Source organism: Pedobacter alpinus, from assembly GCF_042684645.1.
GTDB lineage: Bacteria > Bacteroidota > Bacteroidia > Sphingobacteriales > Sphingobacteriaceae > Pseudopedobacter > Pseudopedobacter alpinus.
In genome coordinates this window covers 13,116-31,179 of the sequence record NZ_JBHULV010000056.1, presented here as the reverse complement: position 1 = coordinate 31,179, position 18,064 = coordinate 13,116, and the positions used below count along the sequence as shown (strand labels likewise).

Here is an 18,064-nt window from a genome sequence, read left to right as displayed (position 1 = left end):
AAAATTGTTTAACTTATTGTAAAAACTAAATATTATGGAAAATCGAGAAGAAGAAAACAGAAAATCACCTCAAGGTATTGAACATGATTATAACGAACATAAAGAAAATCCAGGCCCGTCTGAAGAAGCAGTTTTAGAAAAGAATGAAAAAGGTGCAGGGCAGGCAATGAAATGGATAATACCAATAATATTGGTGATACTTTTTATTGTATATATGTTTATGAGACCGTAAATTAAACCCTAATTAACATTTTCTGTAAAAAAGAACATCGTAATACTTTAAAACCAAATTTGAGTTTTTTAGATTTTCAAGTTCTAACAAAAACATTTTTATTAAAACCAAAAAATCCTCAAATTAGTTTAGGTAATTTTGAGGATTTTTCTTTTACCTAATATTCAAATTAGGTTTTTCTTTTTTCCAACTTGGTCCAACTTTCTCATTTAATAAAAAGTTTTTCAAATTTTGAGTTTTCAACATCAAATCATCATTAGCCTTAACTGCATTTTCTTTTAGCGTTATAAAACCTTCTTCTAATGGTGATCCTTTTACTGAATTATCTTTAATGGTGCTATTTAAGGGTATATCTGTATAAGTTATCAGTTTTGCTGAATTTATAATAACGTTACTTTCTACTATTAAATTAATTGGAGGAACTGTCCTTGTGCTATTTTTACCTGCTCCAATCACAATTGCTTCTTTACAATCTACTATCACATTGTTTTTCACAACAGCGTTTTTAACTTGAAAATATTCATTAGGTTTTGGGGCTTCTAAAGCATTCATTATAGAAATTGCCGATCTAAGAGCTGTACCTGTTAAACCTTGTAAATAATTATCATGTACGTTTTGATTTTCGCCTATTAAACGAATTCCTCCAGTATTTTTAACCTTATTACCTATAAAAAAGTTATTAGCCACTTTAGAATTATTTCCGTGACGAAAAGTTAGCGTACCAACACATTCGTAAAACAAATTATTCGAAATTAAATTACGACCAGATTTAATAGAAATGATTTCAGCTTCTCCATTACATTTATCAAAAATATTATTTTCAACTTTTGCAAAAGAATCATACATAGACCAATCACTCGTTCCTATTCTAATGGTTTCACCTCCGTTTACACCTAAATCTGGACGTGGACCAAAATAGTTATGGTCTATTTGCGAATAATTTGGCTTTTCTGATAACCAAACCACCAAGGTTGTGCCTTGATGAGTTTTACCTGTTAATTCACAGTGGTCAACTCGGTTATAAGTACCAAAAACAGAAATCCATTTATAGTCAAATGTTTTATCGGGATGGTTGTAATTAATGATACTTGAATTTGTTAAACGGCAATGAGCAGAATTTTTAGAAAAAGTAATAATTGCATCTTTTTCAGAGTAACCATCAGCAAAAGCTAAACCATCTACCACCAAATATTCGCCATCAATTTTTAAGGTTGAGTTTCCAGATATTATTTGTCCTGACCTTTCGGTTAATAAAGTAATAGGAAGTTTTTCTGTGCCTTTTCCCTTTAAAACAATTTGTTGGTTTTTCCAATCACCAGCATTCATAATTACCTTATCTCCGGGCAGTAGTTTAAGAGCAGAAATTTCTTGAGCGTTATTTACCCGATATTCTGTAGCATTTACAGGATTAAAAAGCGCTAAAAAAGCTGCCCCTAACAATATTTTTTTGATTTTATTTTTCATCAATTTATTGAATAACAGTTTGTTTATTTTTTAATCGGTTTGATCTGGTTAGAGCTTCTAAATAGTAATAATCGGCATAGCTTAATGGCACATCAATTTCGCCATTATGTGGTTTTGAACCTGTACTATGGTTTAAAATAAAACCTTTGCCTTCGCCTTCTTTAAATCTATATTTTGAAGTTAGATAAATTAAAATTCGATTCGCTTTCTCTAAGTATTCATTTGAAAATGAAGTATAAGTGCTTAACTCTAACAATCCAGAAGCAATAACCGCTGCAGCAGATGCGTCACGTGGTTCATTTGGGATATTTGGAGCGTCAAAATCCCAATAAGGCACCAAATCTTCGGGTAAATTTTTATGATTTAAAATAAAACTTGCAACATTTTGTGCTTGCTTTAAATAAACAGGGTTTTTGGTGTATCTGTAACATAAGGTATAACCATAAATTGCCCAAGCCTGTCCTCTAGCCCAAGCAGATGCATCGCTATAACCTTGGTGCGTGTTTTTCTTTTCTACTGCTCCAGTTTCGGGATTATAACCTATTACATGCCAAGTGCTAAAATCTTTGCGGAAATGATTTTTTAAAGTGGTGTTTGCATGGTTAACTGCAATTTTATAAAAGCTAGAATCTCCTGATAATTTTGTGGCTTCAAATAACAACTCTAGGTTAAGCATGTTATCAATAATTACAGGAAAATCCCATTTATCTGCATTATGATCCCAACTTCTTATGGCTCCAACTTTAGGGTTATATCTTGTGGCTAAAGTTTTTGCAGCTTGCATAATCACTTCTTTGTCATGTACGTTTTTGGTTAAACGGTAAGCATTGCCAAAACTACAATATACTTTAAAGCCCATATCGTGGGTTTTACCGTTTGTTTTTTCTTGCTCAATAAACGCAGTATATTTAATGGCTTCTTGCTTCCATTTATCGTTTTTGGTTAACTCATATAAATACCATAACTGGCCGGGGAAGAAACCGCTTGTCCAGTCTTTTGATGCAACTAATTTTAATTCGCCGTTTTCTAAAGTTCTTGGAGAAACTAATGAGCCACCGTTGTTTTCTGCTTTTGGGATTTCTTGAAGCATGAGCTTGGTTTGAGTTTCTGCATGGCTTACTTCTTTTTGGAAGTGGAGTTTTTGGGTACAACTGCTAAGGGTTGTTATGGTAATAGCGACTGTTAATATTTGTTTAATGTTCATATTATGTTTTTTGTTAACCACAGAGGGAACGGAGTTTCTCACTGAGTTCGCTGAGCTGGGCGTATAATTTTTTCCTTTGTGTTCTTAGTGATTTCTCTTTACGACTCTGTGGTTTTTATTACCATGTGCTTTAATTTTAACCACAGAGGGCTCGGAGGTCACAGAGTTAGATTGATTTTTTTACTTTTAAAAATACAATAACGGATACTTAATCGGTAAATTTCTTATTACTTCATCTACTTTTATTTTCCCATGGTCTGTGTCCTCACAGACCATTTATTTTTATTTTATTTTTAACCACGGAGGGCTCAGAGGTCACGGAGTTGAGTGGCTAAGTGCCTTTTAGCTCTGTGTGCTCTGTGGTTTTATTTTTCTTTTTTTTTTCAACTCTCTGCGGTTAAAAAACTATAAGTACAGCAACGGATACTTTATTGGTAAATTTCTGATTACTTCATTCACTTTTGGTTGATGTTCTAAACTTTTCCAGGTGTTAAACCAATTCTGGTGTCCATAAGCATTTGCTCCAAAAATTAATGATGGTTGTGCTACTGGCCATTCGTTCCAAAACATCACATCGGGTTTAAGCGTCCATTTAGATTTATCTGCTATAAAAGGATACATAAATTCAATTCCTTTTTTAATGGATTTACCATCATCAGTAACGTAGTTGAACAAGTTATTTTGCGGAGTCGAAAGAATTTGACAAAGTATAGTCATTGCATCCAAATTAAAAATAGCATAACCATAAGGTTTAGTACGAGCCATTTCTAAAGGGAAACTTCCATCAAAAGCCATTTGATTTGGCAATAAAACATTTTTATAACGATTGATACAAAAATCTAACAATTCTTGATTGCCTGTTAATTTCGCAAAACCTCCAATTTGTAAAGTAAAACAAGTGCCATGGTTATTTTTGGCATTCATTTCATCGTAACCGTTTTTGCTATTCATTAACCATTTTAAATAATCGGCAAACCAATTTTTGATGGCTTCCAAATCTGCTGTATTAATCTCATCACTCATTACCAAAGTTCCTTGGGCAACATCTAATAAATGAATGGTATCAATAATTCCAATTCCACGCCCTTTATGCAAACCTTTGATAGCTTGTGCATATTCTAAATTCGCATTCATTAACGTTTCTTTGTTAACAAACCACGCTTTTAGATGTAAAACAGCTTTTTTAACATATTTTTCATCGCCAGTTATTTTATAGGCTGAAGCTAAAGCACCAATAATTTTACTGAACCTAATCATCGCAAAACGGTGTGCTGTGAAATTATCTGGATTGGTTAATCCATCTTTTTGAATATATGGACCATTAGGGTTTTCGGGATTTGGCCACCAATAATCCCCTTCCGAATAAAAATCGTTAATACCGCCAGCACTACGAGGTGACGATGCAGCTGTTACCGTTTCTGGTTTTTGCTGCATTGCCCAATCAGCTACAGCTAAAGTTTGTTTTTTTAAAACTTCTTCTGCTTGTTTTGCAATTGAAGTACTTTCCGTATTGATTTTCGGCGAACAGCCAATTAAAACTAAGAATAATGAAAATGTAAATAAAGCCTTTTGCATAATTTATAAGTTTATAAACGCTGTTGGTATTCCAACTGATTTTACAGTTGCAACACTTTTTCCGCCATTAGTAAATAAACTAATTACCGCCCTACCATTGTATAACTGTACTTTTCGAGACCCAGAGGATGTGCCTTGGTTATCAATCAATTCTCCGTCTCCGGTTAAACCAAACTCAACATAATCTCTTGCATCTAAACACAATACATTATTGGCGTCTAATAATTTAGCTTCAATAGTTATTTTGCCATCCGCATCAACTGTTTTTTGTAAAACCAATTTGGCTGGTTTACCCCATTTATCTGTTTGGTATTGCTGCGTTATTTCATCAATTACAGTTTCTTTTCCCCTTTTCGCAATTACTTTTATGGTATTTGTGCCTTCTTTGTATTTTACCATCCAGCGTAAGCCAGCTGCAGGAAAATCTTGACTGTTTCGTTTTTTTACTCCTTGGCTTTTGCCGTTTACAAATAGCTCTGCTTCATCAGCATTTGAATATACTTTAACCATTCTGGTTTCACCTGTATTGCCCCAACGTACTGGCCAACTGTGCCCATAAATATGAGCCATTAAATTATTTGTCCAATACGATTGAAAAACATAATAAGCTTCCTTTTTTGTAAAATCTCTTTCTACCACACCTTTTTGGTTCATGTAAGGAACTGGGTTTTCTGGACGTACCGGCGTAGAAAAATCTTTAAATGGCCAATAAGCTGTACCGCTTAACCAAGGCATGGTTTCTTGCTCTTTTAAATGCCAATCTATCAGGTTACAGATGTACGATTCGCTCCAATCGCCATCTTTAGAAACCCTTGCACCACCGCCATAAAGTGACGCATCTCCAGCTCTTTCGTCTCCGTTACCAGCTTTTTTTACTTTGCTTAGCGCATCATCCGGAGATTCTGAATGCCGACCGGCATGACTATCTCCACCCCATTCTACATGTAAAAAACGGTCAACGGTATCAAATTCTTTTTTGGATATTTCTTTGTATTCGGTATAAATACCACGGTACCAACCTGCCCAAATTGATGGGGAATAAACATCTACAATATCCTTACAAAAATCGCAACGACGAATAGCAGTTTTACGCGTAATGTCTAATTTATGGCTTAAATCATTCAATTCGCTCATGTAAGCTCTAATTTCATTTTTGTCGAAAGTAGAAAAATCATTAGGCCAATCGTTTTCATTCCCTAAACCCCAAATAATAACCGAAGGATGGTTATAATGCTGTTCAATCATGTTGGTAAGCATTCTTTTTCCTTGCTCTTTATAAACTTCACCACCTAAACCACCACGGCACCAAGGAATTTCTTCCCAAACTAAAATCCCTAAACTATCGCAAAGATTTAATACAATACGTGATTGTTGATAATGACCTAAACGAATAAAGTTTACGCCCATATCTTTCATCATTTGCATTTCTGTGCGAATCATTTCCTCCGTCATTGCAGCTGCAACACCGGCATGGTCTTCATGTCTGTGGGTTCCTCTTAAAAGCAAACGTTTTCCGTTTAGCATAAATGGACCTTTTTTAACAAACTCAAAATTGCGGAAACCTACATTTTCATTGTGAGTTGCTTTCTCTCCATTTTGTTCAACAGTTACTTCCACTAAATACAAGTTTGGAGCATTTGGCGACCATAAAATTGGTTTCTTAACTTGTATTTGTGCTATCTCTTCCTGTAATTTTAAATCGCTAAATTGTTTTCCGCTTTCGCTGATAATTTTACCATTAGGGTCTGTTACTTTAATGTTGACTTTAGCGTTATTTATATTTTTAGGATTATAAAACCTTGAAAATATTTTTAGACTTCCTAATTTACCAGCAGCATCAACTTCGGCCAAAGCAAAAACCTTATCAAAACTTAAAGATGGTGTATAAACCAAATTTAAGTACCTGTAAATGCCTCCATAAACATTAAAATCTGATAAATCTGAGGGCATCATTTCTAAATCTCTGGTATTATCTGTACGGATAGCAATAGGAATTTTACCTGCAAAGCGTTTTGTAAATGCAGAGTCTTTTTTAAAATCTGCAACAGCGTCAGTAATATCAACTGTCCATTCATCATAACCACCAACATGCTCTGCTACTTTTGTGTTATAAACATAAACGGCAGTTTTTTGCCCTGCACCTTCAAAATGTAAAATGGTACGTCCGTTATTGTAAGGGTTTTCAATTTTAAGATTTTTACGATACCAGCCCGCACCTTGATAGTAATTAACATCTGGGTCAACTGCATCTTCTGCATTAAAACTATGGGGCAAATTTATTTTTGTCCAAAGTGGCACACTTTCAGAACTGCCAGCAACCACAGGACGAACAGCTTCCCATACACCTCCTAAATCGCTCTTCAAAAATTCCCAATCGTTATTGAGTCTTTGAGATTGTTGCGCATTACTACTAAAGATTGTAAATACAAAAAGTATTACTGGAAGTACAATTATTCGCTTCATTAAATTTATGATTTTATAATAATTTGGTGTTGCTAAAGTAAACTATATTAGACACCCAGTTGGGTGAAAATTTTAAAGAATTGGCCATAAATCTTAACGTAACATTGATGGAAGCTATATTTGTAGGAAAAAACAGATTCTTTCTGCAAAAAGCTCAAAACTTTATCGAAAGAATTTTGAGTTTTAACAACATTAATCATCATAAAATTTAGAGGTGCCACTACTCATGTTTAACCCATAGCTTATAAATTTCCATTTCCCCGTAAGCGTCGCAACTTTCATTAGTTACTTTCTTTTTTCCTTTACAGGATGATTGAACATAAGCACCTGCTTTAAAATAAGCACCAGAAAATGTAGTATTATAAGTGTAAACAAGGGCATCGTTATAATAACAATCCACTTTATTATCATGCACTTTAAACATTACAGTAAACTTTCTACCAAGGGTATAATTATTATCCAACGTTGGTCCATCATCGCCATTTAAATCGATAAATAATTTTTTACGCTCTAACCTAAAAACAATAACATCATCGTTTGCATCATGTATTTGCCCCACAACAATATGTGGTTTTACATCTGGCAAATGAGTAATAGCTTGTTCAATAAACAGGGAATGTACACCAGAAGAAGAACCCCAAGAAGCATTTTTAGTTCCATTTGCTGTCATCTCTCTTAACTCGCTACGAGGATAACCAGAACCAGAGGTAGTAACTCCACCAGCGTTGGCTTTAAAAACTACACCATCTTTTTTTTGATTTAAGTGAAACCAATTTGGATCTGAAAAAGTAGTTAACTCTTGTTGCTGATAACTATTTACATTTCCAGGTTTTTGTGTATCTACAGGGGTATTTAACTTCCAGTTTGTTAAGTTTAATACCTGAGACGGATATTTCGTTTGTTGCGCCGTTATACTTTTTTCTGCGCTACAAGCACCTGAGAAAAGTACCATTATTAAGTATATTTTTTTCATAAATTTTGAAGCGATATTTTTAAAGCGTTAGACTAGGTGTAAACAATTAACAATAGCCTAAAACAGAAAAGTACAGAGGGATGATAAAAACCTCTGTACTTAAATGATCCAATTATAATTTATTTTTGAACGTAAATATCAAATTTGATAGTAGAAAGCGCTGCCGTTGAAGCGTTAACCCCTTCTCTAACTCTGATAATACAATTTTTATATACCGTTGCTGCGGGAGTTGTTGGAACTCTAACCCATATTAAATAAGCTGTAGTGGCATTAAAAATGGCAGTTGTACTTGGAGAAATTGTAGGTCCAAACCTAGCGGTACTTCCACCTGGAACTGATATACCATTAAAAAACCCATCATCATTTAAATCAGCAATGGTATTTGCATTAAATTTGGCATATAATGCGTCAATAGCGCCACCATTATCAGGTACTAAAACTCTAAAACGAGTAGGTTTTAACGATGCTGCATTTGGTGCCCAATAATTATTTACGCCATTACACCTGAAATTATTTTGTACATTAGTTACGTTGGTTGGTGCATAAAATGTTCCTCCGTTATTTGTTCCGTAGTATAGAAAATCTAAGGCAGTTTCATTGGTTGGCAAATCGCAAGTACCAGCTGTTAAGCCTGAAACTGTAAAGAAATGATTATTTAAAACAGTTTCTGTAGCTGTACCTTGCGAACCCATGCTTATATTTTGGTACAAAGTATAAGGCAAAGCGGGTACGCTGATGATAACTTCTGCGGTAATTCCAAAAGTATCATAAACTATCAATTTTACATTTGCAGTATTTGCTCTGTAGGTATAATCGTAATTAACATCATAAGTTTTAGCTCCGTTTAAATTATCAATTGTGGTAACAACAGTAAAAGAACCTGATGAATCGTCCAAAATCTCGATTTTATTTAAACCCGTTTCAGACGAAGCATTACCGGTAATCAAAATTTTATCATTAGCATCGGGCAGTTTACTAGCCGGGAAGTTTGCTAAGATTGGCAATGGTGGCTGAAAAGATGTTAACTTAATAATTGCTTCGTCAGAACTATTATCTAACCTTTTTATCATTGATTTTATACCGCTAGCATTTGTCATATTTGTTTGTTCAAATATATTAGCAAGTATATCTATGTTTAAATCCTTTTGATTATCGGCAGTAGCGTATGTAATATTAATTAAGGAATCTGGAAGACCAGTTCTCATTAAATAGTTGTAAACAAATTTTACACCTACCTCAGATTTAACATTAATTGCAATACTAGCACTTGGTGTTAAATTTTTAGTAGCCAGATTATAAACATAATCTGAAGCGGTAACATTGTCTTTTAAATTTAAACCATTGGTTGTTTTATCTTTTTTACATGCTAAAAAACCTAGTATAATGATTGTAAAAGTGTAAAAGATATTTTTATTTAAAATTTTCATAATCTTTTTATTTAAAAAATGATTTAATATCCTGGGTTTTGCGCTATAACAATTTGATCATTGGTATCTATCTCCCGCTGTGGAATAGGTAACAATAATTTATCTGTTGTTATATTAGACTGAATAAAGTCTAAAGTTAAAACTGGACGATAATTTCTATAATGAACATCGTACTCTTCTGCAATATGATTTTTAATCACATTAGCTCCATCGCCAGTACGTATGATATCAAAATAACGTTGATTTTCGAAAGCTAATTCTAATCTCCTTTCTTTAAATAAAGCAGTTTTAAAGGAAGCAGCATCAGTAATGGCACCTGCACCAGATGCGGGATAAACGAAAAATGCCGAAGTAAAAGAACCTGATCCAGAAAAATCTCCCGCTCCTGCTCTTTCTCTTACCTGATTAATAAGGGTTACAGATGACCCAGCGGCCCCATCAAAACCTACAGCCTCTGCTTTCATTAATAAAACATCGGCAAAACGAATTACAGGAAAATCATTCTCCGCATCATATCTATTAATTACTTGAGATAAGTATTTTCTGGTATAAGGTCTAGATGCGGTAAACTGGGCAATATTAACGGCTTTTCTATTATCAGAAAAACCTGAAACTGGTGTAATGTATGCATTTTTTATACTCTCGGTAGGAAAATTAAAACCATTACCATCGTTATTTATTACTGCATTACCGCTACCGGATGGTGCAAATAAATTTGCAAATGGAGAACCAATTCCTAAGCCACCAGCTTTGTACCTTACTGCAAAAATAATTTCTCTATTCATCTCATTACCAATAGAGAAAACATCGGCATAGCTATTTAACAAACCATAACCACTGTTATTAATTACATCGTTTAATAATGGTAATGCTTCAGAATTTCTGTTTAAAGTAAGGTAAACCTTAGCTAATAAAGATTTAGCAGCCCAAGCATTTGCCCTACCCAAATTAGCGTTAGCAATGGTGTTAAAAGTATTTGTTGGCAATAAATCTTTAGCCAAATTTAAATCGGCAGTAATTAGTTGAAAACACTCGGCAACTGTATTTCTATTGATTTGTTTAGATGTTTCTGGAGCAACCGGAGCGGTTACGGCAGCTACACCACCAAACAATCTTACTAAATTGAAATAGTGATAAGATCTTAAAAATAAAGCTTCGCCAATAATTTGATTTTTTTGTGCTGAGGTTAACGTTGCAGTTCCTTGTTCAACTGTAATTTGCCCATTGCTATAGGTTACACCTAAGCTAGCTAGTACAAAGTTTATAGCTCTAATATTTTTATAGGTTGCTAACCAGTAATTGTAAACTTGTGGATGTGTACTGTTTAAAACAAACATATCCAATTCGTTAAATTCTATATTTTGAACGGCCGAACTTGTAGCTAAACCTTGTTTAGTATTGTCTCCACGTAATTCGGTGAACATCCATTCGTTATACAATGGACCATGTAAACCTCCGTAACATCCAGATAATGCCGTATTAACTTCTGTAAAGTTACGATAAAAGGCATCTGCACCTACGTTAGATATTGGATCTATCTCGATAATTTTTTCGCAAGATGTTACTGTAAATGAAAGTACAGCGGCTAATAATATGTATTTAATCTTTTTCATATCCTTTATAATTAACTTAAAAAGTAAAATCTAAACCAAAAGTTATCGTACGCATTATTGGGAATGCACCTCTTTGGTAACCATCAATAAGTGGCGAGGCATAAGCCGAAGAAGTTGTTCTAGCCTCAGGATTGATTCCTCTATAATTTTTCCCCATAAAATACAATAGGTTTTCTGCCGAAGCATAAACACGCATATTGCTAATTTTTGCTTTTTTGGTGAATTTTGTTGGTAGTCCGTATCCTATAATCACGTTTCTAATAGACGCGTAAGAAGCATCTTCCACAACAAAATCTGTTAGCATTCCGTTAAACCCAAAATCGTTATAGGGGGTTTTACCATCGCCTGGGAATTGCTCACTAATCCATCTGTTCTCATTATTGAAATTTTTATTTAGTCTTTTAGTTTCTAAATAATTATAATCTCCATTAACCAACTGCCCACCTTGCGAACCTTGAATTGAAACACTTAAATCAAAACTTTTATATTTTAACGTATTTGTTACTCCCCATAAAAAATCGGGAAAGGGGGAGCCAATGGTTGTTCTATCGTTATTATCTATAATGCCATCTGCATTAACATCTACAAATTTTAACCCACCCGGTGTATAATACCTAGCTAACAAAGAAGATTGACCGGCAGCTCTAGCTTCATCTATTTGAGTTTGTGAAGTCCATATACCATCTGTTTTAAAGCCTAAATACTGAATGGCTTGTTTACCTACCACAGCCGAGTAGATCTCGTTACGTTCGCCAAAATTGTTTTGAAAAGGCTCGCCACCTAAAGCCAGTAAGGTATTTCTATTTGCAGATATGTTTGCACTTGTTGACCATTCAAAATTTTTAGATCGGTAATTGTTTGAAGTAATTTCAAACTCTAAACCACGATTTCTGACTTTACCTACGTTATTAACATACTCATTAGAACCTGTAATGGCTGGTACCGCTTGGTTATATAATAAACGATCTGTAGTAGAACTATAATATTCTACGGTTAAACCAAAACGATTGTTTAAAACACTTAAATCTAAACCTGTATTATAGGCAAATGTGCGTTCCCAAGTAATGTTTGGGTTCGCTAAAACTGTTCCATTTGGAGATAAACCTAAACCAAGTGATCCGGTGCCACCACCAAAAGAATAATTAGATGGATAAAGTAAGTTGGTAAAAGCAAAACTATTGATTCTGTTATTACCCGTTGCGCCATAACTTGACCTTAATTTTAAATTACTTAACCATCTGGCGTCTTTTAAAAAATCTTCGTTACTAGCTACCCATCCTAAAGAAACCGATGGAAAATATCCCCACTTGCGCCCTGGTGCAAAATTGGAGCTTCCATCTGTCCTAAAACTGGTTTGAAATAAATATTTGCTTTTATAATCGTAATTAAACCTACCTAAATAGGAAATTAATCCAACGCGATCTTGGAATGGAACAGACAGCGCTAAATCAATTTGGGAGGGCTGCGTATTTAATTGATCGGCGGGATAATCTCTACCCACATATCTTGAAGAGTTGGTGAAAGTTTGCTGTGTAGTAAAACCTGCTAAAAATCCAAAAGAGTGGTCCTTTTTTGTGAAATTATAATTCAATGTATTTTCCCAAAGTATATCTTTAAATACTCGGTTTCTAATGTCGGCTTCGTTTACCGCTCCATCTTGCCTTGCGTTGCTTAAAGTAAAATCTAAATCATCCTGATTGGTATAATAGCCACCTATAGATGTCTTTAAAATTAATTTAGGGATAATTTCATAAGATAAATCACCACTTCCTAACATTCTATATTGTGTTCTAGTAATATCTTGTCTATCGGCAATAGATATTGGCGAATTGTTATTGGTACTCCATGGAATTACCGTTCCAGAGCTTGTCCATAAAGAACCATCTGGCATCATACCGCTATAATTTAAGCCGCTAAAATGACGAGCTTGCGCATAGTCTCCGGTGTTAATGCCAGCCCATTGAGGATTTTGACGAACAAATGCCGTTGTAAAATCATTATGTCTTTCTGGTAAGAAAGAAAAGAATCTAAAATAATCCGTATAGTTAGCTGCTGGCCGTGTAGTTCCGTTATAGGAAGGGTTTATGTTGATATTAAATTTTATTTTCTTACTCAAATCTCCCGATAATCTTGTTCTAAAAGAAGCTCTAGTATTATCGCTAAACTTCATCACTCCTTGGTCTTGTGTAATATTTCCAGAAATAAAATACTTCAAATCTTTTTTACCGCCCGAAATACTTAATTGAGCGTTGTTAATTATCGGATTGTTTCTTAAACCCACATCTTGCCAATTAGTAGGTTGCCCAAAAATTTGATTCTCGATTACATACATCGCTCTTTCGTTTGGAGTGATTAGATTACGAGAATTTACTGGCACTGAAGGGTCTTGCTCTCGCAAAGCAGCTTCTCTATAAAGCCCTTGTGCGTATTCAGTAATACTCATAATAGGATTTAAAGCGTAAGATTCTCTAATTCCCGAGAAAGTTTTAACAGAATACCGAGGTTTATCTGCAACACCTTGTTTTGTAGTAATTAAAATAACCCCGTTTGCACCTCTTGAACCATAAATTGCAGCAGAAGCGGCATCTTTTAGAACTTCAATTGATTCTACATCTTGTGGGTTTACAAAAGACAGTCCGTCTGGAACTGGGTAACCATCTACAACTACTAAAGGAGAAGAGTTTGCACTAATAGAGCCAAATCCACGCACCCTAATTACTGGGTCGGCACCAACTTCTGAAGTTACATTTTGGATACTAACCCCAGCAATTTTGCCTATTAAGGCATTGTCTAACCTGGAGGTAGGAATCTCGTCTAAATTGGTGTTTACCAATTTACTTACCGCACCTGTAACCGAAGATTTTCTTTGAGTACCGTATCCAATTACTACCACTTCATCCATTAAGCTACGTTCAATTTCTAAAGTAACATTCATTACTTTTTGATCTGTAACTCCTTTAGCTAACGTTTTAAAGCCTAAGTAATTAAAAACTAAAATTTTCCCTGGTTCTGTCGATATGGTAAATTGACCGTTTAAATCTGTAGTTGTACCAGTTTTTGTATCTTTAATAGATACAGAAACTCCAGGCAACGGCTCCCCTTCAACTGATTTTACTATGCCTTGAACTTTAATTTTTGTTTGAGCTATACTTTGTTTTGCTGCAAAGCATAATAAAAACACAAAGCCATAAGCCATGATTGAAATGTAAGTTTTAAACTTCATAATTTATTATTGGTTATTAAATTGGTTTACAACGGTTATTAAAACCGACTAATTGGTTTACCAAAAATTGGTTTACCAAAAGTAGGGTATATTTTAATTATATCAAAATGTTTATTAAAAAAGGTTTTTTAGTTAAAATTTTGACTTATTAAAAGGCATTAATTGGTTTCACTAAAGTAAACAGTTGTGCTTTTTTGAAGGTGTATTTTTTAAAGTTTTTAAGGGTATAATCTTAAATTAAATATCTTTTATTGATGCCATATTTAGGTTGGAGGAGCGTTTTATTTTATTTGCTTTATAAATCTTTATTATTTCAAAATAGAAAGTAAATGATGTAAGCCTTCTATTTAGTTCGGCTATTTAAAAAAAGGTTTTATCGGTGGTCATATTTAGATTTTAGGTTGCCTTAAATACCCTTACGCTTTGCTACAAATGCTGGGTAAATTGTTTGAGACATATATCCATATAACCTGAGTTGGATTATTATAGTTAGATTATAATGTCTCAAGCCTGGTTTTGAAATGTACAAAAGCGTTAACGATGGAATTAACCTCATTTTTTACTTTCTTTCGACTCCTTACAGGATGATAGCCAAAAAGATACAGCGAACAGCGTGTTAAAACGCCCAAATCATATTAATTTAATCATCAATTATCGAACTCAGGTTGATAAATGAATGGTAAAGGGGTGCAAAAAAAACAGGACTCTTTATTAAAGAATCCTGCTTAAAAATTATGATGTTTTTTGGATTTTAAATTTGGTAGGTGTTATCGCTTTATAGATAAAGCAAAGCTCCTATTTTACCCTATCCCAAACTTTTGATTTACCCACAAAAATTACAGTGGCAATTGCTTTCATCTGATTTTCGTTCTCTAAAACAATTTTTCCTTTCAAACTCATATCTCTATTGGGTATTTCAATTGTTCCTTCCCACACACCATTTTCGTAAACAAAGTTTTTCATAATAATAGTACCTGGTTTTATTTTATTTTCGTCTGTACTTAAGTTTTCTGTTAGCTTGCCAAAATAAAATTCATCTACCTTATAAATTTGGATAGTTTTTGTACCACCTTGCTCTTTCCAAGTACCAATAATTGCATCAGCATCTTGTGTTTTAAAAGATGACATTAAAATAAATGCCAATGCTAATGAGCATATAGTAATATGTTTTTTAAAGTTTTTCATAAAATATTTTTTTGTTTTATAATATCAGATTATTTGTAATTCAAAAACTGTGCAGTTTTTTAGAAAACAAAAAATTGTTATCAAATGGACTATTTTTTTGTATAACCTTTGTAAATAAACCGGATAGTAGTGAAAAGCCCACAATGTAGCTTGCGGAATGCGGACTTGTAACGTATAGCCGGGCTAGCGGAAAATAGTAGTAACCCCTTTCCCTTACAAAACATAAAAAACATACTCTTTAAAATAAGTATAAATTTTTTCTATACTTCTATCAATTAATAGGATTAAAGTAATGCACTTTATGAGTAGAATTAAGTTAAATTTGGATAAATAGATATTCTTTAATTATAAACCTTTTCAAAAATGGAAAATCAAAAATATCCAAACTCATCTAATGATGAAGGTAAATGCCCGTTTAATCACGGTCAAGAGAAACAAAAAGATGACGAGGGAACTACGATTGTTGAAGGCAACCATGATTCCTCTTCTCAAAACTCATCTGCAGCTAAATGCCCGGTAATGCATGGTGGAAATACATCCAACAAAGCATCTGTAAAAGATTGGTGGCCAAATGCACTTAATCTTGATATTTTGCATCAGCATGATACAAAAACAAATCCTTTAGGTGAAGATTTTGATTACTATGAAGAACTAAAAAAATTAGATATAGCAGCATTAAAAGAAGATATGCATGCTTTAATGACGGATAGCCAAGATTGGTGGCCGGCAGATTGGGGGCATTACGGAGGATTAATGATACGTCTTTCTTGGCATTCGGCTGGTTCTTACCGTATTTCTGATGGTCGTGGTGGCGGTGGTGCCGGAAATTTACGTTTTGCGCCTTTAAACTCGTGGCCAGACAATGTGAGTTTAGACAAAGCAAAAAGATTATTATGGCCAATTAAGAAAAAATATGGCAATAAAGTAAGCTGGGCCGATTTAATGGTTTTAGCAGGAACTATTGCTTATGAAAATATGGGCTTAAAAACTTATGGTTTTGCATTTGGACGTAAAGATATTTGGAGCCCAGAAATAGACACTTATTGGGGAGCAGAAAAAGAATGGTTAGCGCCAAGTGATGAGCGTTATACTAATGTGGATGACCCAAGTACCATGGAAAATCCTTTAGCTGCGGTACAAATGGGTTTAATTTATGTGAACCCAGAAGGTGTTAACGGAAAACAAAATCCTTTAAAAACTGCTGCACATATACGTGAAACCTTTGCTAGAATGGCTATGAATGACGAGGAAACTGTGGCTTTAACAGCAGGCGGGCACACTGTTGGTAAAACACACGGTAACGGTGATGCGAGTATTTTAGGCGCAGCGCCAGAAGCAGCAGGTTTTGAAGACCAAGGTTTAGGTTGGAAAAATCCAAGCAATACAGGTAAAGGTCGTTATACCGTAACCAGTGGATTAGAAGGTGCATGGACTACGAACCCAACAAAATGGGATAATGGATTTTTTCAGATGTTGTTTAACCACGATTGGGAACCACGTAAAAGCCCAGCGGGTGCTTGGCAATGGGAACCAATAAATATTAAAGAAGAAGACAGACCAGTAGATGTTGAAGATGCTAATATTCGCCATAACCCGATGATGACTGACGCTGATATGGCGATGAAGATGGACCCGATTTACAGGGAAATATCTTTAAAATTTATGAACGATCAGGAATATTTTTCTGAAACTTTTGCAAAAGCTTGGTTTAAATTAACCCACAGAGACATGGGGCCAAAAGTGAGATACTTTGGTACCGATGTACCACAAGAAGATTTAATATGGCAAGACCCAATTCCGGCTGGTAATACTAATTATGATGTAGCTGCAGCTAAGCAAAAAATTGCTGAATCTGGTTTATCAGTTTCAGAAATGGTTGCTACAGCCTGGGACAGTGCTCGTACTTTCCGCGGTTCAGATATGCGTGGTGGAGCAAATGGCGCTCGTATTCGTTTAGCACCTCAAAAAGATTGGGAAGGTAATGAGCCACAGCGTTTAGCCCACGTTTTATCAGTTTTAGAGCCTATTGCGGCTGAATGCGGAATGAGCATTGCCGATGCAATTGTTTTAGCTGGAAGTTTAGGTGTAGAAAAAGCTGCAAAAGCCGCAGGTTTTGATATTACTGTTCCGTTTGCTGCTGGCCGTGGAGATGCTACTGATGAGATGACAGATGCAGATTCTTTTGCGCCTTTAGAACCTCTTGCTGATGGTTACCGTAACTTTAGTAAAAAAGATTACGTGGTAAGTGCAGAAGAATTAATGCTTGACAGAACACAATTGATGGGTTTAACTGCACCAGAAATGACAGTACTTGTTGGCGGTATGAGAATGTTAGGTACAAATTATGGCGATACAAAACATGGTGTTTTTACAGATAAAATAGGCACTTTAAGCAACGATTTTTTTGTGAATTTAACAGATATGGCAAATACTTGGATACCTAAAGATAAAGGACTTTATGAAATTTGCGACCGTAATACTGGAGCCGTAAAATGGACAGCCACTCGCATGGATTTAGTTTTTGGCTCTAACTCTATTTTACGTTCTTATGCAGAAGTTTATGCACAAGATGATAGCAAAGAAAAATTTGTTAAAGACTTTGTAAAAGCTTGGGTAAAAGTAATGAATGCTGATAGGTTTGATTTATCTTTAAATTAAAACTTTAAAAAATATCGGTTTTGATACTTTATCTTAGCCGATATTAA

At 34.5% G+C, this 18,064-nt stretch carries 11 protein-coding genes; 2 read left to right on the top strand and 9 right to left on the bottom strand.

The window, feature by feature from the left end:
* Positions 1-34 precede the first annotated feature (34 nt).
* Positions 35-232, top strand: a complete 198-nt coding sequence (locus ACFSSE_RS17495; RefSeq protein WP_379045158.1) for a hypothetical protein — start codon at positions 35-37, stop codon at positions 230-232.
* A 153-nt stretch (positions 233-385) separates the two neighbouring features.
* On the opposite strand, the gene ACFSSE_RS17490 is transcribed toward ACFSSE_RS17495, so the two are convergent.
* The 9 genes from ACFSSE_RS17490 to ACFSSE_RS17450 form a co-directional block, all read right to left on the bottom strand.
* Entirely contained in the window at positions 386-1,696 is a 1,311-nt protein-coding gene (locus tag ACFSSE_RS17490; RefSeq protein WP_379045161.1) for a polysaccharide lyase 6 family protein, read from the bottom strand.
* Positions 1,697-1,700: 4 nt separating this feature from the next.
* Positions 1,701-2,900 carry a glycoside hydrolase family 88 protein gene (locus tag ACFSSE_RS17485; protein WP_379045164.1) on the bottom strand — a complete coding sequence of 400 codons (1,200 nt, stop codon included), beginning with the start codon at positions 2,898-2,900 and terminating at the stop codon, positions 1,701-1,703.
* Between the two features lie 405 nt (positions 2,901-3,305).
* On the bottom strand, positions 3,306-4,475 hold the full coding sequence (locus ACFSSE_RS17480) for an alginate lyase family protein (RefSeq protein WP_379045167.1): 1,170 nt from the start codon (positions 4,473-4,475) through the stop codon (positions 3,306-3,308).
* A 3-nt stretch (positions 4,476-4,478) separates the two neighbouring features.
* A complete protein-coding gene (locus ACFSSE_RS17475; RefSeq protein ID WP_379045170.1) occupies positions 4,479-6,938 on the bottom strand; it encodes a glycoside hydrolase family 2 TIM barrel-domain containing protein in 2,460 nt (819 codons plus the stop codon).
* Positions 6,939-7,158: 220 nt separating this feature from the next.
* The gene (locus tag ACFSSE_RS17470) at positions 7,159-7,911 is read right to left on the bottom strand and encodes a polysaccharide lyase family 7 protein (RefSeq protein ID WP_379045174.1); all 753 of its coding nucleotides are present in this window, start codon (positions 7,909-7,911) and stop codon (positions 7,159-7,161) included.
* A 119-nt stretch (positions 7,912-8,030) separates the two neighbouring features.
* A complete protein-coding gene (locus ACFSSE_RS17465) occupies positions 8,031-9,338 on the bottom strand; it encodes a hypothetical protein (RefSeq protein WP_379045177.1) in 1,308 nt (435 codons plus the stop codon).
* A gap of 23 nt (positions 9,339-9,361) precedes the next feature.
* Positions 9,362-10,951, bottom strand: coding sequence for a RagB/SusD family nutrient uptake outer membrane protein (locus tag ACFSSE_RS17460; protein ID WP_379045180.1), 1,590 nt, complete (start codon positions 10,949-10,951; stop codon positions 9,362-9,364).
* A gap of 16 nt (positions 10,952-10,967) precedes the next feature.
* Positions 10,968-14,174: a SusC/RagA family TonB-linked outer membrane protein gene (locus tag ACFSSE_RS17455; RefSeq protein ID WP_379045184.1), complete on the bottom strand. Its 3,207-nt coding sequence runs from the start codon at positions 14,172-14,174 to the stop codon at positions 10,968-10,970.
* Positions 14,175-14,969: 795 nt separating this feature from the next.
* Positions 14,970-15,359 (bottom strand): DUF2147 domain-containing protein, encoded by a 390-nt coding sequence (locus tag ACFSSE_RS17450; protein WP_379045187.1) that lies wholly within the window; start codon positions 15,357-15,359, stop codon positions 14,970-14,972.
* A 363-nt stretch (positions 15,360-15,722) separates the two neighbouring features.
* Here ACFSSE_RS17450 and katG point away from each other — a divergent pair, with 363 nt between their 5' ends.
* On the top strand, positions 15,723-18,017 hold the full coding sequence (gene katG / locus ACFSSE_RS17445; protein WP_379045190.1) for a catalase/peroxidase HPI: 2,295 nt from the start codon (positions 15,723-15,725) through the stop codon (positions 18,015-18,017).
* Positions 18,018-18,064: the final 47 nt, after the last annotated feature.

Coding starts and splice junctions, on each gene's coding strand:
- ACFSSE_RS17495 (WP_379045158.1), top strand. CDS start 35: ATGGAAAATCGAGAAGAAGAAAACAGAAAATCACCTCAAGGTATTGAA.
- ACFSSE_RS17490 (WP_379045161.1), bottom strand. CDS start 1,696: ATGAAAAATAAAATCAAAAAAATATTGTTAGGGGCAGCTTTTTTAGCG.
- ACFSSE_RS17485 (WP_379045164.1), bottom strand. CDS start 2,900: ATGAACATTAAACAAATATTAACAGTCGCTATTACCATAACAACCCTT.
- ACFSSE_RS17480 (WP_379045167.1), bottom strand. CDS start 4,475: ATGCAAAAGGCTTTATTTACATTTTCATTATTCTTAGTTTTAATTGGC.
- ACFSSE_RS17475 (WP_379045170.1), bottom strand. CDS start 6,938: ATGAAGCGAATAATTGTACTTCCAGTAATACTTTTTGTATTTACAATC.
- ACFSSE_RS17470 (WP_379045174.1), bottom strand. CDS start 7,911: ATGAAAAAAATATACTTAATAATGGTACTTTTCTCAGGTGCTTGTAGC.
- ACFSSE_RS17465 (WP_379045177.1), bottom strand. CDS start 9,338: ATGAAAATTTTAAATAAAAATATCTTTTACACTTTTACAATCATTATA.
- ACFSSE_RS17460 (WP_379045180.1), bottom strand. CDS start 10,951: ATGAAAAAGATTAAATACATATTATTAGCCGCTGTACTTTCATTTACA.
- ACFSSE_RS17455 (WP_379045184.1), bottom strand. CDS start 14,174: ATGAAGTTTAAAACTTACATTTCAATCATGGCTTATGGCTTTGTGTTT.
- ACFSSE_RS17450 (WP_379045187.1), bottom strand. CDS start 15,359: ATGAAAAACTTTAAAAAACATATTACTATATGCTCATTAGCATTGGCA.
- katG (WP_379045190.1), top strand. CDS start 15,723: ATGGAAAATCAAAAATATCCAAACTCATCTAATGATGAAGGTAAATGC.